The sequence below is a fragment of the Streptomyces koelreuteriae genome, assembly GCF_018604545.1.
In the GTDB taxonomy this organism is placed as follows: domain Bacteria; phylum Actinomycetota; class Actinomycetes; order Streptomycetales; family Streptomycetaceae; genus Streptomyces; species Streptomyces koelreuteriae.
Genome location: NZ_CP075896.1, coordinates 6,327,911 through 6,347,946, shown reverse-complemented (window position 1 = coordinate 6,347,946; position 20,036 = coordinate 6,327,911). Strand labels below are relative to the sequence as shown.

17 protein-coding genes are annotated in these 20,036 nt (G+C 70.3%); 2 read left to right on the top strand and 15 right to left on the bottom strand.

The annotated features are described in order from the left end of the window. The first annotated feature begins 81 nt into the window (after positions 1-81). A complete protein-coding gene (locus tag KJK29_RS28570) occupies positions 82-1,224 on the top strand; it encodes a mechanosensitive ion channel family protein (protein ID WP_215122047.1) in 1,143 nt (380 codons plus the stop codon). 66 nt (positions 1,225-1,290) lie between these two features. On the opposite strand, the gene KJK29_RS28565 is transcribed toward KJK29_RS28570, so the two are convergent. From KJK29_RS28565 to KJK29_RS28540, 6 genes are all read right to left on the bottom strand, one after another. Next, positions 1,291-2,031: an SDR family NAD(P)-dependent oxidoreductase gene (locus KJK29_RS28565; protein ID WP_215122046.1), complete on the bottom strand. Its 741-nt coding sequence runs from the start codon at positions 2,029-2,031 to the stop codon at positions 1,291-1,293. 56 nt (positions 2,032-2,087) lie between these two features. Next, the gene (locus KJK29_RS28560; RefSeq protein ID WP_215122045.1) at positions 2,088-3,674 is read right to left on the bottom strand and encodes a Na+/H+ antiporter; all 1,587 of its coding nucleotides are present in this window, start codon (positions 3,672-3,674) and stop codon (positions 2,088-2,090) included. Positions 3,675-3,769: 95 nt separating this feature from the next. Next, on the bottom strand, positions 3,770-4,240 hold the full coding sequence (locus tag KJK29_RS28555) for a GNAT family N-acetyltransferase (RefSeq protein ID WP_215122044.1): 471 nt from the start codon (positions 4,238-4,240) through the stop codon (positions 3,770-3,772). Beyond that, positions 4,237-5,181, bottom strand: coding sequence for an RluA family pseudouridine synthase (locus KJK29_RS28550; protein ID WP_215122043.1), 945 nt, complete (start codon positions 5,179-5,181; stop codon positions 4,237-4,239). The genes KJK29_RS28555 and KJK29_RS28550 overlap by 4 nt, the downstream gene beginning before the upstream one ends. A gap of 45 nt (positions 5,182-5,226) precedes the next feature. After that, positions 5,227-5,874: a signal peptidase II gene (gene lspA / locus KJK29_RS28545; protein ID WP_215122042.1), complete on the bottom strand. Its 648-nt coding sequence runs from the start codon at positions 5,872-5,874 to the stop codon at positions 5,227-5,229. An 88-nt stretch (positions 5,875-5,962) separates the two neighbouring features. Beyond that, entirely contained in the window at positions 5,963-7,435 is a 1,473-nt protein-coding gene (locus tag KJK29_RS28540) for a TraR/DksA family transcriptional regulator (protein WP_215122041.1), read from the bottom strand. A gap of 616 nt (positions 7,436-8,051) precedes the next feature. On the opposite strand from KJK29_RS28540, the gene ileS reads away from it, so the two are divergent. Beyond that, positions 8,052-11,195, top strand: coding sequence for an isoleucine--tRNA ligase (gene ileS, locus KJK29_RS28535; RefSeq protein WP_215122040.1), 3,144 nt, complete (start codon positions 8,052-8,054; stop codon positions 11,193-11,195). Positions 11,196-11,359: 164 nt separating this feature from the next. Here the strand turns inward: ileS and KJK29_RS28530 are convergent, their stop codons facing one another. The 9 genes from KJK29_RS28530 to ftsW form a co-directional block, all read right to left on the bottom strand. Further along, positions 11,360-12,487, bottom strand: coding sequence for a DivIVA domain-containing protein (locus KJK29_RS28530; protein WP_215122039.1), 1,128 nt, complete (start codon positions 12,485-12,487; stop codon positions 11,360-11,362). A 56-nt stretch (positions 12,488-12,543) separates the two neighbouring features. After that, complete coding sequence (locus KJK29_RS28525) at positions 12,544-12,828, bottom strand: YggT family protein (RefSeq protein WP_115908676.1); 285 nt, start codon at positions 12,826-12,828, stop codon at positions 12,544-12,546. A 59-nt stretch (positions 12,829-12,887) separates the two neighbouring features. Beyond that, the gene (locus tag KJK29_RS28520) at positions 12,888-13,529 is read right to left on the bottom strand and encodes a cell division protein SepF (RefSeq protein WP_184596554.1); all 642 of its coding nucleotides are present in this window, start codon (positions 13,527-13,529) and stop codon (positions 12,888-12,890) included. 129 nt (positions 13,530-13,658) lie between these two features. Further along, positions 13,659-14,378 carry a YggS family pyridoxal phosphate-dependent enzyme gene (locus tag KJK29_RS28515; RefSeq protein ID WP_215122038.1) on the bottom strand — a complete coding sequence of 240 codons (720 nt, stop codon included), beginning with the start codon at positions 14,376-14,378 and terminating at the stop codon, positions 13,659-13,661. Positions 14,379-14,384: 6 nt separating this feature from the next. Beyond that, positions 14,385-15,116, bottom strand: coding sequence for a peptidoglycan editing factor PgeF (pgeF, locus tag KJK29_RS28510; protein WP_215122037.1), 732 nt, complete (start codon positions 15,114-15,116; stop codon positions 14,385-14,387). A gap of 10 nt (positions 15,117-15,126) precedes the next feature. Next, the gene (gene ftsZ / locus KJK29_RS28505; protein ID WP_215122036.1) at positions 15,127-16,320 is read right to left on the bottom strand and encodes a cell division protein FtsZ; all 1,194 of its coding nucleotides are present in this window, start codon (positions 16,318-16,320) and stop codon (positions 15,127-15,129) included. Between the two features lie 288 nt (positions 16,321-16,608). Then, the gene (locus KJK29_RS28500) at positions 16,609-17,403 is read right to left on the bottom strand and encodes a cell division protein FtsQ/DivIB (RefSeq protein ID WP_215122035.1); all 795 of its coding nucleotides are present in this window, start codon (positions 17,401-17,403) and stop codon (positions 16,609-16,611) included. Between the two features lie 26 nt (positions 17,404-17,429). Next, complete coding sequence (gene murG / locus KJK29_RS28495; RefSeq protein WP_215122034.1) at positions 17,430-18,527, bottom strand: undecaprenyldiphospho-muramoylpentapeptide beta-N-acetylglucosaminyltransferase; 1,098 nt, start codon at positions 18,525-18,527, stop codon at positions 17,430-17,432. 6 nt (positions 18,528-18,533) lie between these two features. Beyond that, the gene (ftsW, locus tag KJK29_RS28490; RefSeq protein ID WP_215122033.1) at positions 18,534-19,898 is read right to left on the bottom strand and encodes a putative lipid II flippase FtsW; all 1,365 of its coding nucleotides are present in this window, start codon (positions 19,896-19,898) and stop codon (positions 18,534-18,536) included. Positions 19,899-20,036 lie beyond the last annotated feature (138 nt).

The window sequence follows — 20,036 nt, the reverse complement described above, 5'->3', positions numbered from 1 at the left end:
ACACCGCGAGATCGCGGCAGTACCCAGGACCGGACGGAAGTCACATGTTCATGCCTGCCGGTGCCGGTTAGGTTCGGGGGCATGGAGAACCTGCTACGACCGCTGATCGTGGTCGGTGGCTCGGTCGTGCTCACGCTCGTGATCGGCTGGGCCACCGACTTCCTGCTGCGCAAGGCCGACGAACGGCACCACGAGACCCAGCTCTGGGGTCTGCTCCGCCGCGGCCGTATCCCCTACCAGCTCGTGCTCTTCGCGGCCCTCCTGAGAGGGTCGTACGACGAGGCGGACCTGCTGGAAGACCACCGCGAGGGCCTCGGCCAGGGGCTGACGCTGCTGCTCATCGGCTCGGCCGCCTGGCTGGTGATCCGTATCGCGGGGGCGATCGTCGAGACGTCCTACAGCCGGTACGCCAGCGCCCGCGCCCACCGTGATCCGGCCAGGGTCCGCCGGGTGCGCACCCAGGTGACGCTGATCATGCGGGTGGTGTCCGCGGTCGTCGGCGTGGTGGCCACGGCGAGCATGCTGCTGACGTTCCCGGCGTTCCGGGCGGCGGGCGCCTCGCTGCTGGCCTCGGCCGGCATCCTCGGCATCGTCGCCGGTGTCGCCGCCCAGTCCACGCTGAGCAACATGTTCGCGGGGTTCCAGATCGCCTTCGGCGACATGGTGCGCATCGGGGACACCGTGGTGGTGGACGGCGAGTGGGGCACGGTCGAGGAGATCACGCTGACGTTCCTGACCGTCCACACCTGGGACGAGCGCCGGATCACCATGCCGGTCTCGTACTTCACGTCCAAGCCGTTCGAGAACTGGTCGCGCGGCACCCCGCAGATGACCGGCATCGTCTTCTGGCACCTCGATCACACGGCCCCCGTGGAGGCGATGCGCGAGAAGCTCCGCGACATCCTGCGCGAGTGCCCGGCCTGGGACGGCCGCGCCTACAACCTGTGCGTCACGGACACCACCCCGAGCACGATGCAGGTGCGGGCCCTGGTGACGGCCAAGGACGCGGACGACATCTGGACGGTGCGGGTCACGGTCCGCGAGGAGATGCTCCGCTGGCTGACCGAGGAGCACCCGTACGCCCTCCCCCGGGTCAACACGGCGGACGCGCTCCTGCCGCCGTCCTGGAACGGCAACGGGAGCGGGAACGGCCACCGCCCGTCGCAGGACGGCGTCCCGCCCCAGCAGCGCCGCTACCACGGCTCGGCGAGGCCGGAGCGCTGACGGCACCGGAGCCGGAAAAAAGCGGGCTGCCCGTACCGCGGGCGGCCCCCTTCTCCTTGCTGGCTCTCAGTGACCGCGTTCGGCGCCGCCGTTGACCTGGATGATCTGGGACGTGATGTGCCCGGCCCCCTGGGAGGCCAGCCAGTGCAGGGTCTCGACGACGTCACCGGGGGTCCCGGCCCGCTTGGTCGAGGTCTCCTCGACGAGCCGCGCCCGCCGCTCCTCGCTCATCGCGTCCCCGAAGAACTCGGTGTCCTCGACATAGCCGGGCGCGACCACGTTCACGGTGATGCCGCGCGGCCCCAGCTGCCGGGCCAGATCATGGGCGTATGGGTGCAGACCCGCCTTGGCCGCCGCGTACGCCCCGCTCCCGGACCCCCGGTAGGCGGCGATGGAGCCGAGGAACAGCACCCGCCCGCCGGGCTCGGCGAGGCGCGGCTTCAGTGCCTCGGTGAGCAGGACGGCGGTCAGGGTGTTGAGCCGGAAGTTCACGGTCCAGTCGTGCGCGACGGCCTCGAGCGGGTCGTCGTGCCCGGCGTCCGGTTCGAGCAGTCCGTTGCCCCCGGCGCTGTGCACGAGGACGTCCACGGCCCCGAACTCCCGCTCCACGAAGGCGGCGACACCCCGTACGTCCGCCGGTTCGGTGAGATCCGCCGCGTACGTCCGCGCCCCCGGCACCCCGGCCTTCTCCAGCACGTCGACCCGCCGCCCGAGCAACAGCACCTGATCCCCGCCCGCGGCGAACGCCCGCGCCGCCGCGAGCCCGATCCCGGTCCCTCCACCACTGATCACCACATTCCGAGCCATACGACGACCCTACGACCCGTCAGCCGCCGACGTCGAAGACCCCGCCGGGAAGCCGGTCACCGCATCGACCGCACATCGAGATGCCGCAACACCCGGTCCACGACCTCGGGATCGGCCCCCGGCTCGCTGCGCGCCGCCAGCACCTCGTGCCGCGCCGCACTCAGCATCTCCTGCTGGATCCGCCGCACCTGCTTCAGCCGCCGCGCCCGCTCCCGGGAGGCCTCCCGCCGCTCGTCCTCCGCGACCTCGGGACTGATGCGCACCCCGATGTCGAAGGCCCGCCGCAGCATCTGCTCGGACAACTCCTCGGGGAGCTCCTCTTCCTCCTCGATCTCGCGCAGCCGGCGCTTCGCCGCCTTGGACGCCCGGATCGCCAGTTCCTTCGCGAGTTCCTTCTCGTGGTCCGTGTCGGCCTTCACGCCCAGCCGCCGCACCAGCCACGGCAGGGTCAGCCCCTGCACCACCAGCGTCGCCACGATCACCCCGAACGCGATGAAGATGAGCTCGTCCCGGTTGGGGAAGGGCGCCCCCGCGTCCGTCTCCAGCGGAATGGCCAGCACCAACGCCACCGAGGCGACCCCGCGCATCCCCGACCACCACATGACGACGGTCTCGCGCCAGCTCACCGGGATGTCCTCGTCGTAGTCCCGCCGCGCGTGCAGCCGTTTGGTCAGCCAGGTCGCCGGCAGCAGCCACAGCAGCCGGACGAGCACGACGACGGCCACCACCACGGCCGCCCAGCCGAGCAGTTCGCCCCAGCGGCCGGACGCGGTGCGGATGGCGTTGTGCAGTTCGAGACCGACCAGCCCGAAGGCGACGCCGGTGACGAGGGTGTCGACGATGTTCCAGAAGGTGTGCCCGGCCAGCCGTGTCATGACGTCGTCGGCGTCGGACCCGTACTCCGCGAGGAACACGGCGGTGGTGAGCACGGCGAGCACTCCGGAGCCGTGCAGTTCCTCGGCCATGACGTACGAGGCGTACGGCACCAGCAGGGTCAGCCCGATCTGCAGGGTCGCGTCCCCGAGCAGTTCCATCAGCTTGTTGGCGCCCCAGCCCAGCCCGATGCCCACGGCCGCCCCCACCACGGCCGACAGCACCAGATCGAGCCCGGCCTGCCAGGGCGAGAACGTCCCGCTGACGGCGGCGGCGATCGCCACGTGGTACAGGACGATGGCCGTCACGTCGTTGAAGAGCCCCTCGCCCTCCAGGATCGACACCAGCCGGCGCGGCAGCCCCAGCTGCCCGGCGACGGCGGTGGCCGCGACCGGGTCCGGCGGCGCGACCAGCGCTCCGAGCGCGAACGCCGCGGCCAGCGGCAGCCCCGGCACGATCGCGTCGGCCGTGGCGGCCACACAGGCCATGGTGACGAACACCAGCGCCACGGCCAGCAGGAAGATGGGTCTCTTGTTCGCGGCGAACTGCCGCCATGACGTGCGCCGCACGGCGGCGTACAGCAGGGGCGGCAGCAGCAGCGGCAGGATGAGGTCCGGCGGGATCTCGACGTTCGGTACGAACTCGAGCAGCGCGAGGACTATGCCCAGGAGCGTCATCAGCACCGGCGCGGGCATCCCCAGCCGGTCCCCGACCGGGACGCTGATCACGGCCCCGAGCAGCAGCACGAACAACAGGGCCAACTGATCCACGGTCAGCGCTCCGGGAGGTCAGACGGTCATACGACTGAACTCAAGCCTGCCACGCAACTCCACGGACAAACCGTTTCGGCACCCGCGGCGAACGGCTAGAGCGGACGCCGCATCCCCTGGTGCGGGATGCCCGCCTCCAAGTACTCCGGCCCGTACGCCTCGTAGCCCAGCCGCGCGTAGAAGCCGAGCGCGTGCGTCTGGGCGTGCAGGTCCACGGCCGTGAGACCACGCGCGCGTGCGGCCTCCTCGATGGCCCGCACCAGGGCGACCCCGACACCGAGCCCGCGCGCCCCGCCCGTCACGGCGAGCCGGCCCAGCGAGCCCACGGAGGGGCCGGCCCCGGTCTGCGCCTCGGCCGCCTCGCCGTACAGCAGCCGCCCGGTGCCGAGCGGCTCGCCGTCCTCCCGGACGGCCAGCACATGCACGGCCCCCGCGTCGTACGCGTCGTACTCGAGGTCCTCAGGCACGCCCTGCTCGCCGACGAAGACCTCCTTGCGCACCGCGAAGCACGCCTCACGGTCGGCGGGGTCCTCCGCGACACGCACCGCATACCGCGCGGTGCTCATGCGTACGTCTCCTCCCGGACCTGGTCCAGGGCCTTCTGCAGGTCCTCCGGGTAGTCGCAGGAGAACTCCGCCCACTGCCCGTCCCCGGGGTGCTCGAAGCCGAGGCGCACCGCGTGCAGCCACTGCCGCGTCAGGCCGAGGCGCTTGGCCAGCGTCGGGTCGGCGCCGTAGGTCAGGTCGCCGACGCAGGGGTGCCGGTGGGCGGCCATGTGGACGCGGATCTGGTGGGTGCGGCCGGTCTCCAGCTTCACATCGAGGAGCGATGCCGCGCGGAAGGCCTCGATGAGGTCGTAGTGCGTGACGGACGCCTTGCCCTCGGCGGTGACCGCCCACTTGTAGTCGTGGTGGGGGTGGCGGCCGATGGGCGCGTCGATGGTGCCGCTGGTCGGGTCGGGGTGGCCCTGGACGAGCGTGTGGTACCGCTTGTCGACCGTGCGCTCCTTGAACTGGCGCTTCAGCGACGTGTACGCGTACTCCGACTTGGCGACGACCATCAGCCCCGACGTGCCGACGTCGAGGCGGTGCACGATGCCCTGGCGCTCGGCGGCGCCGGAGGTGGAGATGCGGTACCCGGCGGCGGCCAGGCCCCCGATGACGGTCGGCCCGGTCCAGCCCGGCGACGGGTGCGCGGCGACGCCCACGGGCTTGACGATCACGACCACGTCATCGTCGTCGTGCACGATCTCCATGCCCTCGACCGGCTCGGCCACGACCTGCACCGGCGCGGGCGCCTGGGGCATCTCGACCTCCAGCCAGGCGCCGCCGTGCACACGCTCCGACTTTCCGACCACCGACCCGTCGACCGTGACCTTCCCCGCGGCGGCGAGTTCGGCCGCCTTGGTCCGGGAGAAGCCGAACATCCGGGAGATGGCGGCGTCGACGCGCTCGCCCTCCAGGCCGTCGGGCACGGGCAGGGTGCGGATCTCGGGAATCGTGCTCACCCGTCGAGTATGCCGGACGGGTCCGACAGTCCCGTACGGCGCCTGTCAGTCCTTGTGGACGGTGCCGTCCGGGTCGAGCCCCTTGAAGGACAGCAGCACGATCAGGATGCCGCCGCACACGATCGCCGAGTCGGCCAGGTTGAAGACGGCGAAGTGCTTGGGCGCGATGAAGTCCACGACCGCGCCCTCGAAGACACCCGGCGCCCGGAAGATCCGGTCGGTGAGGTTGCCCAGCGCACCGCCGAGCAGCAGCCCGAGCGCGAGCGCCCAGGGCAGGCTGTAGAGCTTGCGGGCGAGCCGGGCGATCACCACGATCACCGCCGCCGCGATCATGGTGAAGATCACCGTGAAGGCTTCGCCGAAGCCGAAGGCCGCGCCCGCGTTGCGGATCGCCTCGAACTTCAGCCAGTCCCCGATGATCTCGATCGGCGGGTGGTGCTCCAGCTTGGCCACCACGATCATCTTGGTGCTCAGATCGAGGGCGTACGCGAACAGGGCCACGACGAACAGGACCGCGATACGCCGCTTGCCCCGGGGCGGCGCGGCCGCGTCACCCGTGCCGGACTCCCCGGCGGGCCGGGTGCCCTCGGAGTCGGCGCGCTCGCCCGCCGCCGCGTCCTCGGGCCGCTCCTGCCCGTCCCCGGCAGCGTCCGGTGTGTCCGGCGTACCGATGATGCGCTCCGCCTCTGCCACGTGAGTCCCTCAACCTAGGTGCCTGACTGAGCACGAGGGTACGACACGCCCGGTGCCCCCATGTGCTCAGGCGGCATTCGGCCGCCGGTCAGTACCTGCGCTCCTGCTTCTGCTTGCACTCCACGCACAGCGTGGCCCGGGAGAAGGCCTGCATCCGGGCCTTGCCGATGGGGTTGCCGCAGTTCTCGCACAGGCCGTAGGTGCCCGAGTGGAGACGGTCCAGGGCGCGCTCGGTCTGGAGGAGCATCTCGCGCGCGTTGGCGGCCAGGGCCAGCTCGTGCTCGCGGGTGATGTTCTTGGTGCCGGTGTCCGCCTGGTCGTCGCCCGCGCCGTCCCCGGAGTCGCGCATCAGACCGGCGAGCGAGCGCTCCGACGACGTGATCTCCTCCCGCAGCCGGGTCTCCTCGGAGGTCAGCTCGGCACGCGCGTCCTCGACCTCCGCCTCCGTCCAGGGGTCCTCCCCAGGGCGTACCGCGAGCTCACCGGGCTCCGCCGCGGCGACCCGTGCCTTCGGGACGGCGGTCTTGGCCGCCGTCGCCGCGCCAGGAGTCTTCTTCGCACCCACCGTGGTCGCTCCCGTCTGCGTCGCGGCCTCGACCGCGTCCGCCTTCTCGGCCGTGCTCTTCCCGGCCTTGTCCTGTGTGACCGCGCCGCTTTGGGCAGTGCCCTTCGCGGCCGCGCTCTTCGTGGTGGTGCTCTTGCCTCCGGCGCGCACGCCCTCGGCCCCGACGCCCTTCTCGGCGGCGACGGCCTTGGCCGCCTTCGCCCTCTTCACCGCGGCCTTCTTCTCCGCGACCTCACCGACAGCGGCCTTCTTGGCCGTGGCCTTCTTACCCGCGGTCCGGCCGGCTGCGGCCGTCTTCTCCGCGGTCCGGCCGACTGCGGCCTTCTCCCCCGCTGGCCCGCCGACAGCGGCCTCCTTGCCCGCGGCTTTCCCAGCCGCAGCCTTCTGCCCCGCGGCCTCACCGACAGCGGCTTTCCTGCTCGCGGCCTTCCCGGCCGCAGCCTTCGCGCCCGACGCCTTCCCGGCTGCGGCCTTCTTGGCCGTGGCCTTCCGGACAGCGGTCTTCTTGGTCGCCGCCTTCTTGGCAGCAGCCCGCTCGGCCTCGGTCTTCTCGGTCTCGGTCTTCTCGGTCTCGGTCTTCTCAGCGCCGGTCTTCTCAGCCCCGGCATTCCCGGCCGCGGTTCTCTCGACCCCAGCCTCCTCGGCCGCAGGCCCCCCGGCCCCAGTCTTGCCGACCTCAGCCTCTTCGACCTCAGCTTTTTCACCGGCCCCCTTGGCCCCGGCTCCCTCGGCCCCGGCCGCCTTGCCCGCGACCCTCCTCGCCACGGCCTTTCCCGCCGCCGCCTTCTTGGCCGTCACCTTCTTGACCGCCGCCCTGGTCCTGGTGACCGCCGCCTTCGTCCCCTCGGTCGCCTTCTCGGTCGCCCCCTTCGCCGCCCGCCCCGCCGAGCCTCCCTGGGTGGTCTTCTTCCCACCCGGGTCCTTGGGCGCACCACCGGAGGCCTCCGCGGACCTGCCGGACGCCGGCTGCTGTACGGCGGTCTTCTTCGCCACCATGGCCGCGGCCCCTTCACATATTGTGATCTTGCTCGCGAATCGTGCTGGGACGATAAATCGACTTGAGTCCCGCGGCAACGGGGCACACCGCCCGATTCGCCCGCCTCGCGCACGCCGCGCGGCGAACCTGCATCCGTTGTGCCCAGCTCCCCGCCCGGTAATCCGCCGAGCCGGACGTCCCAGGATCCGAACACCCATACCACTCCATTCGGGTCATCAAACCCAAACACCACCCTTTACGCCACCCCTTCCCCCGCGGCCCCGAAAATGCGGTCGGCCGCTGTCCGCCCGGCGCCGTACACTGGGCGGAGCGAAAAGCGTGGATGGGGACGAGTAGCGGCGTACGCAGCCCAGAGCGACCCGGGGACGGTGGAAGCCCGGGGGCGAGCGCGACGTGAAGATCACCCCGGAGCCGCCGGAAGAAAGCCGCAGCCGAACAGCAGCGGCCGGTAGACCCGGCATCGCGACCCCAATGAGGGGGCTCACCGGCGCACACCCCGCACCGGAGGGCCAAGGAGGGTGGTACCGCGGGAGCGCGCCGAAGTCGGCGCAGGCAATGACGTAGCTCTCGTCCCTCCGGACGGAAGGCAGCAAGTCCGCCGGAGGAAGCCCGCTGATGACATCGCCGACGTACCGCCAGGTACCCGCCCAGGTAGACCTGCCCGCGCTCGAGCACGCGGTGCTCGAGTTCTGGCGCGAGCAGAAGATCTTCGCCAAGAGCCTGGAGCAGTCCGAGGGCCGCCCCGAGTGGGTGTTCTACGAGGGCCCGCCCACCGCCAACGGCATGCCCGGCGCCCACCACATCGAGGCCCGCGTCTTCAAGGACGTCTTCCCCCGCTTCCGCACCATGCGCGGCTACCACGTGGCCCGCAAGGCCGGCTGGGACTGCCACGGCCTCCCGGTCGAGCTGGCGGTGGAGAAGGAGCTCGGCTTCTCCGGCAAGCAGGACATCGAGGCGTACGGCATCGCCGAGTTCAACGCCAAGTGCCGCGAGTCGGTGACCCGGCACACGGACGCCTTCGAGGCGCTCACGACCCGCATGGGCTACTGGACCGACCTCCAGGACCCGTACCGCACCATGGACCCCGAGTACATCGAGTCGGTCTGGTGGTCGCTCAAGGAGATCTTCAACAAGGGCCTGCTGGCCCAGGACCACCGCGTCGCCCCCTGGTGCCCCCGCTGCGGCACGGGCCTGTCCGACCACGAGCTGGCGCAGGGCTACGAGACGGTCGTCGACCCGTCCGTGTTCGTCCGCTTCCCGCTCACCTCAGGCCCGCTGGCCGGCGAGGCGGCGCTCCTGGTGTGGACGACGACCCCGTGGACCCTGGTGTCCAACACGGCGGTCGCCGCGCACCCCGAGGTCACCTACGTCGTCGCGACCGACGGCGAGGAGAAGCTCGTCGTCGCCGAGCCGCTCGTCGCCAAGGCCCTCGGCGAGGGCTGGGAGACCACCGGCCAGACCTTCACGGGCGCCGAGATGGAGCGCTGGACGTACCAGCGCCCGTTCGAGCTGGTGGAGTTCCCGGAGCCGGCCCACTACGTGGTCAACGCCGACTACGTCACGACCGAGGACGGCACGGGTCTGGTCCACCAGTCCCCCGCCTTCGGTGAGGACGACCTCAAGGTCTGCCGCTCCTACGGCCTCCCGGTCGTGAACCCGGTCCGCCCGGACGGCACCTTCGAGGAGGACGTCCCCCTCGTCGGCGGCGTCTTCTTCAAGAAGGCCGACGAGAAGCTCACCGAGGACCTCGACAGCCGCGGCCTGCTCTTCCGGCACATCCCGTACGAGCACAGCTACCCGCACTGCTGGCGCTGCCACACCGCGCTGCTCTACTACGCGCAGCCCTCCTGGTACATCCGCACCACGGAGATCAAGAACCGTCTCCTCGCGGAGAACGAGAACACCAACTGGTTCCCGGACACGGTCAAGCACGGCCGCTACGGCGACTGGCTGGACAACAACATCGACTGGGCGCTCTCCCGCAACCGCTACTGGGGCACGCCGCTGCCCATCTGGCGCTGCGAGGACGACCACCTCACCTGCGTCGGCTCCCTCACCGAGCTGACCGAGCTGACCGGCACCGACCAGTCGGGCCTGGACCCGCACCGCCCCTACATCGACGCGGTCACCTTCACCTGCCCGCAGGACGGCTGCGGCAGCACGGCCACGCGCGTGCCCGAGGTCATCGACGCCTGGTACGACTCGGGTTCGATGCCGTTCGCGCAGTGGGGCTACCCGTACAAGAACAAGGACACCTTCGAGTCCCGCTACCCGGCGCAGTTCATCTGCGAGGCCATCGACCAGACCCGCGGCTGGTTCTACACGCTGATGGCGGTCGGCACCCTGGTCTTCGACAAGTCGTCGTACGAGAACGTGGTCTGCCTCGGCCACATCCTCGCCGAGGACGGCCGCAAGATGTCCAAGCACCTGGGCAACACCCTGGAGCCCATCCCGCTCATGGACCGGCACGGCGCCGACGCGGTCCGCTGGTTCATGGCGGCCGGCGGCTCCCCCTGGGCGGCCCGCCGCGTCGGCCACGGCACCATCCAGGAGGTCGTCCGCAAGACGCTCCTCACCTACTGGAACACGGTCGCCTTCCAGGCCCTGTACGCCCGTACGTCGGGCTGGGCCCCCTCCGAGGCCGACCCGGCCCCGGCCGACCGCCCGGTCCTGGACCGCTGGCTGCTGTCCGAACTGCACGCGCTCACCGACCAGGTCACCCAGGCGCTCGACGCCTACGACACCCAGCGCGCCGGCAAGCTGCTGTCCGCGTTCGTCGACGACCTGTCGAACTGGTACGTGCGCCGCTCCCGCCGCCGCTTCTGGCAGGGCGACAAGGCGGCCCTGCGCACCCTGCACGAGGTCGTCGAGACGGTCACGCAGCTCATGGCCCCGCTGACCCCGTTCATCGCCGAGCGGGTCTGGCAGGACCTGATCGTCCCGGTCGCCCCGGGCGCCCCGGAGTCGGTCCATCTCTCCTCCTGGCCCGAGGCGGACCTCACGGCCATCGACCCGGAGCTGTCGAAGCAGATGGTGCTGGTGCGCCGGCTCGTGGAGCTGGGCCGTGCCACGCGCGCGGAGTCGGGCGTCAAGACGCGTCAGCCGCTGTCCCGCGCCCTGATCGCCGCGTCGGGCTTCGACGCGCTGGACTCCGGGCTGCGCACCCAGATCACGGAGGAGCTGAACGTCGAATCGCTCGCGACCCTGAGCGACGTCGGCGGCTCCCTGGTCGACACCACGGCCAAGGCCAACTTCCGCGCGCTGGGCAAGCGGTTCGGCAAGCGCGTCCAGGACGTGGCCAAGGCCGTCGCGAACGCGGACGCGGCCGCCCTGTCCCTGGCCCTGCGCGAGGGCACGGCCTCGGTGGAGGTCGACGGCGAGACCATCACGCTGGCTCCCGATGAGGTGATCATCACGGAGACGCCGCGCGAGGGCTGGTCGGTGGCGTCCGACTCGGGTGCCACGGTCGCCCTCGACCTGGAGATCACGGAGGAACTCCGGCGTGCGGGCCTGGCCCGTGACGCGATCCGGCTGATCCAGGAGGCCCGCAAGAACAGCGGCCTCGATGTGGCCGACCGCATCGCGCTGCGCTGGACGGCGACCGACCCGGCCGTCACCGAGGCGCTGGCCGAGCACACCGGCCTGATCGCCGACGAGGTCCTGGCGACGGACTTCGTGGAGGGCGAGGCGGACGACACGTACGGCGAGCCCTTCACCGACGAGGGTCTGACCCTGACCTTCCGCCTGCGCAAGGCGTAGCGCTCAGCCCGAAGGCCCGGTCCCGCCAAAGATCTTGGCGGGACCGGGCCTTCGGCGTTGCGTACGCACGAACAAGCATGCAAAAGAGCGAGGCCCCGGGATCACCCCGGGGCCTCGCCCTGAACGCTGCCGATGTCTACGCCGTACTACTGGCCATCAGGCCGTCAGTTGTCATCCTCGTCGATCAGGAAGCCCCGCATGGGCGAGGGCGCCTGACCCATCGGCGAGGGGCCCTGCGGACGCACGGGCGCCATCGGCTGGGTCATCGCCGGAGACATCTGCTGCTGACCGCCGTAGGACGGACCGGACGGCGACGGGCCGCCGCCCATCGTCTGGTTGCCACCGCCGTAGGACGGGGCGCTCGCGCCGGCCGGAGCCATGGAAGGCGCCGGGGACGGCGGGAGGGACGCGGCAGCCGGAGTGCGCGGCGGAGCCAGCGAGTCGTCGGCCTGGGTCTCCAGCTGACGCAGCTGCGACTCCAGGTACGACTTCAGGCGCGTGCGGTACTCGCGCTCGAAGCCGCGCAGGTCCTCGACCTTGCGCTCCAGCGTGGCGCGAGCGGACTCCAGGGAGCCCATCGCCACGCGGTGCTTCTCCTGCGCGTCCCGCTCCAGGGCATCGGCCTTGGCACGGGCGTCACGCTCCAGACCCTCGGCACGCGAACGCGCTTCCCCGACGATCTTGTTGGCTTCGGAACGGGCCTCGGCGATCGCCTGGTCGGCGGTCTGCTGGGCCAGCGAGAGGACACGGGCGGCGCTGTCGCCACCGGGGCCTCCCTGACCGGGGCCGCCCATCGGAGGACCGCCCATGGGGCCGCCCATCGGGCCACCCATCTGCTGCTGCATCTGCTGCTGCATCGGGCCGGGACCGCCCGGACCCTGGCCCATCGGACCGGGGCCCTGCGGACCACCCTGACCGCCGGGACCGGCGGGCAGCTGCGGGGCACCGCTCGGCAGCTGGGGCGGACCACCCATGGGGCCACCCATCTGCTGCTGCGGCGGGCCCGATATGCCGGCGGGTACAGGACCACCCGGACCGCGCATGCCCTGCTGCTGCTGTTGCTGCTGATCCTGCTGGGGCTCCGGAGGCTTGCGCATGTTCTGCTGATTCTGGGCAGCAGCGCGCGTGGCCGCGGCCAGCTTGGCGCGCAGGTCCTCGTTCTCGCGGAGCAGGCGGGTCAGTTCGGCTTCGACCTCATCGAGGAAGGCATCGACCTCGTCCTCGTCATAGCCTTCTCGGAGGCGGACGGTCGTGAACTGCTTGTTCCGCACGTCCTCGGGGGTCAACGGCATCTCTTCACCTCAACGTAGTCGTCGGCATTCGGCAAGACGGTAGGTCACATCGCTCATCACAGCCGGCTCACGATCGAGATCAGGATGTAGACGATGATCATCAGTACGAAGAAGGACAGGTCTAGCGCCACGCCCCCGAGACGCAGCGGCGGAATGACCCGCCGCAGAAGCTTGAGCGGTGGATCAGTGACAGTGTAGGTGGCCTCCAGAACGACCACCATCGCCTTGCCGGGTTGCCATGAGCGGGCGAACTGGAAGACATAGTCCATGACCAACCGGAAGATGAGCACGATGAGAAAGCACATCAGCGCGATGTAGATGACATCCAGAACCACGCTCATGACCTGCGCTTCCCTCTCCCCTGTGCCCTGCTGGGTACTGCTGTTTCCGGTGGTGCGTCTCAGCTCTGGTTGAAGAACCCGCCCTCTGCGATGCGGGCCTTGTCCTCCGCCGTGACATCGACGTTAGCAGGCGACAACAGGAACACCTTCTGCGTCACCCGCTCGATACTGCCGTGAAGACCAAACACCAGACCAGCCGCAAAGTCGACAAGTCGCTTCGCATCTGTGTCATCCATCTCAGTCAGATTCATGATCACCGGAGTGCCTTCACGGAAGTGTTCCCCGATGGTACGGGCCTCGTTGTAGGTCCGTGGGTGGAGTGTGGTGATCCGGTAAGGCTCTCGTTCGGACACGACCTTGGGCATGATCACCGGTGCGTTCTTCTCCAGACTTGCGCGTTCTTGTGTGATGGATGCCACGGGCGCGATACGCGCCGGGCGTCCGGATTCCGCGGGGAGCGAAGCGGAACGGGGGGCCGGTTCGCGAGGCACGGACGGCTGTACGACTCGTACCTCTTCGTCCCTTTGGGGCTGATGTGAGACGTGCGGCTGATGGGACGGCTCGTGCCGTCGGTGGTCCCGCTCGGGCTCCGGGTCCAGTTCGGGTTCGAAGTCGTCGTCGGGGTCGAATCCGCGGCCGTCGTACCCATCGTCCTCCACGAGGCCGAGGTAGACCGCCATCTTGCGCATCGCGCCGGCCATGCTCTGAGTCCTCCGCTCTGTGGTGGATCTGCTGACGACTGCCAAGTGCCTGCGATCCACGAGGTCCTTGAGTCCGCCTATCGGCGGCAATGACCATATTTTCTGCTGTGGTCCGACTTCTTGGCGACGTTACCCGAGCCTGGGGCGGACTCCGAGTACCGCGCTGCCGACGCGCACATGTGTCGCTCCGGCCGCCACGGCCTGTTCGAGGTCCGCACTCATCCCTGCCGAGACCATGGTGGCAGTCGGATGACTCCGGCGCAGGTCGGTCGACAAAACCATCAACCGCTCGAACGCCGCCTGTTCGCGTCCCGCATATTCGCCGGTGAGCGGCGCGACGGTCATCAGTCCGCCGAGCCGCAACCCCGGCGCGTCGGCCACGAGGCCGGCCAACTCCTCGATCCCGCCGGGGGCCACGCCGCCCCGCTCGCCCCGCGCGCTCTCCCCGGCGTCGAGCGCGACCTGGAGCAGACACCCCAGTTCGCGCCCGGTCCGCACAGCCTCCTTCGACAGAGCTGTGACGAGCTTGGGACGATCGACGGACTGCACGAAGTCCGCGTAACCGACCACCGATCGCACCTTGTTGGTCTGGAGTTGACCGACGAAATGCCATGAAAGGGGCAGATCCGTACAGGCGGCGGCCTTGGGGGCCGCGTCCTGGTCGCGGTTCTCGGCGACGTGCCGCACCCCGAGTTCCGCCAGCATGCGCACATCGCTCGCGGGATACGTCTTGGTGACCACGATCAGGGTCACTTCCTCGCGCCCCCGCCCGGCGGCCGCGCACGCATCGGCGATACGTCGCTCAACTTTCGCCAGATTCGCGGCGAGTTCGTCCTTACGGTCCGTCATGCCCCATCAGTCCAGCCATACATAGCCCGCGAGCCGACCCGTGGTCCGGTCGCGGCGATACGAGAAGTGATCGTCCGACTCCAGCGTGCACACCGGAGCCTGCGCCCGGTCGCGCACCCCGAGCCGTTCAAGCTGGGCGTGCACTCCGGCACTCACGTCGACCGCCGGAGTGCCCCAACTGGTTTCGGCGTACGCCGCCGGCTCGACGGCGGAGACCTCGGCGCGCATCGCCTCGGGCACTTCGTAGCACCGGCCGCAGACGGTGGGCCCGGTGCGGGCGACGATCCGGGAGGGCTCGGCGCCCAGGTCCGTCATCGCGCGTAGAGCGGCCGGGACGACCCCGGCGATCATGCCGGGCCGGCCCGCGTGAGCCGCCGCGACGATCCCGGCGACGGGGTCGGCGAGCAGGACCGGCACGCAGTCCGCGGTGAGCACCGCGAGGGCGAGCCCCCGCTTCACCGTGACGATCGCGTCGACCGAGGGGATCTCGGACGAAGATCCCCACGGCCGGTCCACCACCGCCACGTCGGCCCCGTGCACCTGGTTCATCCAGACCACCCGGTCCGGCTCGACGCCCAGGGACTTGGCGGCCAGGTCCCGGTTGGCGCGTACGGCGTCGGGGTCGTCGCCGACCGCTCCGCCGAGATTGAGCTCCTCATACGGAGCGGCGCTCACTCCGCCCCACCGGTCGGTGAAGCCGAAGTGCGCGCCGCTCACGCTTTCGCGCTGTCCTATCACGACTGAAGGATCACTTGAGGAAGTCCGGTACGTCCAGTTCCTCGGCCGCGCTGTCCGAGTAGGTCCGCGGCGCCGGCGGGACCGGCGGGGCGACCGGGATGTCGTTCGCCGGTTCCGGAGCGGGCTCCGGGTCCTCCTTCGGGGTCACGCTGCCGAGCGAGCCGAAGGACGGCCGGCTCTCGGTCTGCCGCGCCGGGGCCGGCTCCTCGCGCTTGGCCGAGGACGAGCCGAGGACGTTGTCCCGCTTGGAGGGCGGCTGTCCGCCGTCGAAGCCGGCCGCGATCACGGTGACCCGGACCTCGTCGCCGAGGGCGTCGTCGATCACCGCGCCGAAGATGATGTTGGCCTCGGGGTGAGCGGCCTCGCTCACCAGCTGGGCGGCCTCGTTGATCTCGAACAGACCGAGGTCGGACCCGCCGGAGATGGAGAGCAGCACACCGCGGGCGCCGTCGATGGACGCCTCCAGCAGCGGCGAGGAGATCGCCATCTCGGCGGCGGCCACCGCGCGGTCGTCGCCGCGCGCCGAGCCGATGCCCATCAGCGCCGAGCCCGCCTCGGACATGACCGACTTGACGTCGGCGAAGTCGAGGTTGATGAGGCCGGGGGTGGTGATGAGGTCGGTGATGCCCTGGACACCGGAGAGCAGGACCTGGTCGGCCGACTTGAACGCGTCCAGCACCGAGACCTGGCGGTCCGAGATGGACAGCAGCCGGTCGTTCGGGATGACGATGAGGGTGTCGACCTCTTCGCGGAGTTCGGCGATGCCGTCCTCGGCCTGGTTCGCGCGGCGCCGCCCCTCGAAGGTGAACGGGCGCGTGACCACACCGATGGTGAGAGCGCCGAGCGAGCGGGCGATGTTGGCCACGACGGGCGCGCCGCCGGTGCCGGTGCCGCCGCCTTCACCGGCTGTCACGAAGACCATGTCGGCCCCCTTGAGGACCTCCTCGATCTCCTCGCGGTGGTCCTCGGCGGCCTTGCGGCCCACGGCCGGGTTGGCTCCGGCGCCGAGTCCGCGGGTGAGTTCACGGCCGACGTCCAGCTTGACGTCGGCGTCGCTCATCAACAGAGCTTGCGCGTCGGTGTTGATGGCGATGAACTCGACGCCCTTGAGACCGACCTCGATCATCCGGTTGATGGCATTGACACCACCGCCGCCGACACCGATGACTTTGATGACTGCGAGGTAGTTCTGCGGTGCTGCCACGTCGAAGGCCTCTCGCCTCGAGTTACGTGTCGCCGAATCACCGTGACGCGCTGCGCCCCGCGACCCGACGACTGATGCCGAATGGGACGGTCCGTATCGCCGACCCGAACCCTAACCCTGAAGTTTAGGGTTACCAGTGTGTCTGTTCCTTGGAGTCTTCTGAACAGGACACTAAGTCGACAAGTGGCGCACGTTCAACGAACACGCCGAACCTCCCGTTTTTCTTTTCACCCTATGTGATCAGCCGTAGCACTGCCCAACCAGGGTGCTGGCCTGCGCGGATGTGCGTCAACTTACTGATGACGCGGGCGCGGTGGGGACGCTCACGTCGAAGTAGCGCGCGCCGGGCGAGGCTTTCATCAGGGCGGTGAGCGTACGGGCCTTGACCGCGCCCTTCTCGCTGCTGCCCCAGACGACCGTGCGGCCGTCCCTCAACTCCAGTGAGATGTCGTCGTAGGAACGGACCTTGACGGTCTGTGTGGCGCGGGCGACGGCGGCCGGAACGGCTCGGGCGACGACGACCGCCTCGCGTACCAGCCGGGCCTCGCCGAAGCGGCGCAGGCTCGCGGCGGCGGAGCTGGACCGGGACAGCGTCAATTCCAGTGCGGGCACGCCTTTGGGCGCCTCGGGAACCGTGGCGAAACGGACACCTTCATCGTCCACCTCGACGAACTTTCCGCCCTTTTGGACAATCAGAACCGGAGTCCGCTCGACCACTTTCAGCCCGATTCCATCGGGCCAGGAACGGACCACGTCAACCGAGTCAATTCGGGGCAATTTCCGGCGCAGTCGCGACTCGATCGCGTCGGTGTCGACGGAAATCAGCGGCTTCCCGAGCGGAACGTCGGCGGCGGCACGCACCTGAGCCGGTGTCAGGACCCTGGTGCCCGACACGGACACGCGCTCGGCGCGCAGCCAGTCGGAGCCGTAGAACAGCCATACCGTCGGGAAGCCGAGGAAGACCAGGGCGAGGCCCAGGATGACAATCACACGAAGCCGGGCCCGCCTGGACCGTGGACGGGGCGGCGGGCCGGACGACTTCTGCTGGCGTTCACCGCGCTCGGCGGTGGTCGATCCGGCCACGCTCCCCTGCCTTCCGTCATACAGTCCTAGCGGTGTGCACGACTGGCGGCGATCGCCTCGTACACCATGCCGACGAGCAGGTCGTCGGCGTCCCGGCGGCCGAACTCGGCGGCGCTGCGGGACATCTGGTACAGCCGGTGCGGGTCGGCGAGCACCGGCAGGACGTTCTGCTGGACCCACTCGGGGGTCAGCTCCGCGTCGTCGACCAGCAGACCGCCGCCGGCCTTGACCACTGGCTGGGCGTTGAGCCGCTGTTCGCCGTTGCCGATGGGCAGCGGGACGTAGGCGGCCGGGAGCCCGACGGCGGAGAGTTCGGCGACGGTCATCGCGCCCGCGCGGCAGAGCATCATGTCCGCCGCGGCGTACGCGAGGTCCATCCGGTCCAGATAACTTACCGGGATGTAGGGGGGCATTCCCGGCATCTGGTGGACCTGCGGCAGTTCGTTCTTCGGACCGACCGCGTGCAGGATCTGGATTCCGGCCTGCTGGAGCCAGGGCGCGACCTGCTGGACGACCTCGTTCAGCCTGCGGGCGCCCTGGGAGCCGCCGGTGACCAGCAGCGTGGGCAGGTTCGGGTCGAGACCGAACGCGGCCCGGGCCTCGGGGCGTACGGCGGCCCGGTCCAGGGTGGCGATGGAGCGGCGCAGCGGGATGCCGATGTAACGGGCGCCCCGCAGCTTGCTGTCCGGCGTGGAGACCGCGACCTGGCTGGCGTAGCGCGAACCGATCTTGTTGGCCAGGCCCGGGCGGGCGTTGGCCTCGTGGATGACGATCGGCACACCGAGGCGCTTGGCCGCGAGGTAGCCGGGCAGGGCGACGTAGCCGCCGAAGCCGACCACGGCGTCCGCCTTGGTGCGCTCCAGGATCTGCTCGGTCGCCTTGATCGTCCCGCGCAGCCGGCCCGGCACGGTGATCAGCTCGGGGGTGGGCTTGCGCGGCAGCGGCACGGCGGGGATCAGCGCGAGTTCGTACCCACGCTCGGGTACGAGACGTGTCTCGAGGCCGCGCTCCGTTCCCAGGGCCGTGATGCCCACGCTCGGATCCTGCCTGCGCAGGGCGTCCGCGAGGGCGAGCGCGGGCTCGATGTGGCCCGCGGTTCCTCCGCCGGCGAGTACGACATGCACCGAAATTCACCGCTCTCCGGACGAGCGCGCCGCCGAGGCACGTCGTCGCATCGTGTTCCATCTCCGGGGACTCCGAATGGAACCGGTGCCCCCAGTCCCCCGCTTTCTACCAAAGCGGGGTTGCCGCATCGCAAGCGCCGCCCGCGCAGCGGGCTCGTCGCGTGCGAAGGCGATCAGCAGCCCGATGGCGAACATGGTCGGCAGCAGGGCGGATCCCCCGTAGGAGAACAGCGGGAGGGGGACACCGGCGATCGGCAGCAGACCGAGCACCGCACCGATGTTGATCACGGCCTGCGCCGTGATCCAGGTGGTCACGCCTCCCGCGGCATACCTCACGAAGGGGTCCTCCGTGCGTCCGGCCACGCGGATACCCGCATAGCCTAGAGCCGCGAAGAGGGCGAGTACCGACAGCGTCCCCGCCAGGCCCAGTTCCTCACCGGTGACGGCGAAGATGAAGTCGGTGTGGGCTTCGGGGAGTTGGCCCCATTTCTCCACACTCGCACCCAGCCCGGAGCCGAAGATTCCGCCCGAGGCCAGGGCGTAGATGCCGTGCACGGCCTGCCAGCAGTCGACGGGACCCGACTGAGGCTCGGTGGCACCGAGGCACTGCAGCCGGGCCATGCGGTTGGCGCTGGTCTTGATGAGGATCAGGCCGAGCACGGCGGCGATCGACAGCACACCGGCGAACAGCCGCGTGGGCGCGCCGGCGAGCCACAGCAGGCCGAACAGGATGGCCGTGAGGATGATCGCGGTGCCCATGTCGCCGCCGATCATGATCAGCCCGAGCAGCATGAAGGCGGCCGGCACCAGCGGGACGAGCATGTGCTTCCACTGGGTCAGCAGCTTCCGGTCCTGCTTGCGGGCGAGCAGGTCGGCGCCCCACAGCACGAGGGCGAGCTTGCCGAACTCGCTGGGCTGGATCTGGAAGGAGCCGCCCACCGCGATCCAGTTCTGGTTGCCGTTGACCGACACTCCTATCCCGGGGATCTGCACCAGGATCATCAGGAAGACGGCGCCCGCGAGGATGGGGTAGGCCAGCGCCCGGTGCAGTTTCACCGGCATCCGTGAGGCGGAGAACAGCAGCCCGGCGCCGATCACCGCGGCGAGCAGCTGCTTGCGGAAGAAGTACGAGCCCGGCAGCGACATCTGCAGCGCGGTGATCTGGGAGGCCGAGTAGACCATCACCAGCCCCAGCACGGTGATCAGCAGACTGCCGCCGAAGATCAGGTAGTAGGCGGTCAGCGGCCGGTCCCAGCCCCTGCGCGCCCGCAGATACAGCCCCAGGACACCGCTCTCGCGCGACGTCCGGGCCACGGCGGGCCGGCGGACGGGCCGCTGCGCGGGCGGCCCTCCGGTACGGCTACCGGGCATGGACGGCTCCCGCGGACGCGCGTGGAAGGGGTGGGGGCGTCGGCCCCGGGTCGGCGGCGGGTGTCCGCCGGCTGGTCTCGGGCCACATCCGAGTCACGCGTCCCTCCAAGGGTCCCGAAGCACCCGTCGTGGCCGAGA

Excerpts from the sequence above, each read along its gene's own strand:
- KJK29_RS28570 (WP_215122047.1), top strand. The coding sequence starts at position 82 with ATGGAGAACCTGCTACGACCGCTGATCGTGGTCGGTGGCTCGGTCGTG.
- KJK29_RS28555 (WP_215122044.1), bottom strand. The coding sequence starts at position 4,240 with ATGAGCACCGCGCGGTATGCGGTGCGTGTCGCGGAGGACCCCGCCGAC.
- KJK29_RS28520 (WP_184596554.1), bottom strand. The coding sequence starts at position 13,529 with ATGGCCGGCGCGATGCGCAAGATGGCGGTCTACCTCGGCCTCGTGGAG.
- KJK29_RS28515 (WP_215122038.1), bottom strand. The coding sequence starts at position 14,378 with ATGACGGACCGTAAGGACGAACTCGCCGCGAATCTGGCGAAAGTTGAG.
- KJK29_RS28565 (WP_215122046.1), bottom strand. The coding sequence starts at position 2,031 with ATGGCTCGGAATGTGGTGATCAGTGGTGGAGGGACCGGGATCGGGCTC.
- KJK29_RS28530 (WP_215122039.1), bottom strand. The coding sequence starts at position 12,487 with ATGCCGTTGACCCCCGAGGACGTGCGGAACAAGCAGTTCACGACCGTC.
- ftsW (WP_215122033.1), bottom strand. The coding sequence starts at position 19,898 with ATGCCCGGTAGCCGTACCGGAGGGCCGCCCGCGCAGCGGCCCGTCCGC.
- KJK29_RS28525 (WP_115908676.1), bottom strand. The coding sequence starts at position 12,828 with ATGAGCGTGGTTCTGGATGTCATCTACATCGCGCTGATGTGCTTTCTC.
- ileS (WP_215122040.1), top strand. The coding sequence starts at position 8,052 with ATGACATCGCCGACGTACCGCCAGGTACCCGCCCAGGTAGACCTGCCC.
- KJK29_RS28540 (WP_215122041.1), bottom strand. The coding sequence starts at position 7,435 with ATGGTGGCGAAGAAGACCGCCGTACAGCAGCCGGCGTCCGGCAGGTCC.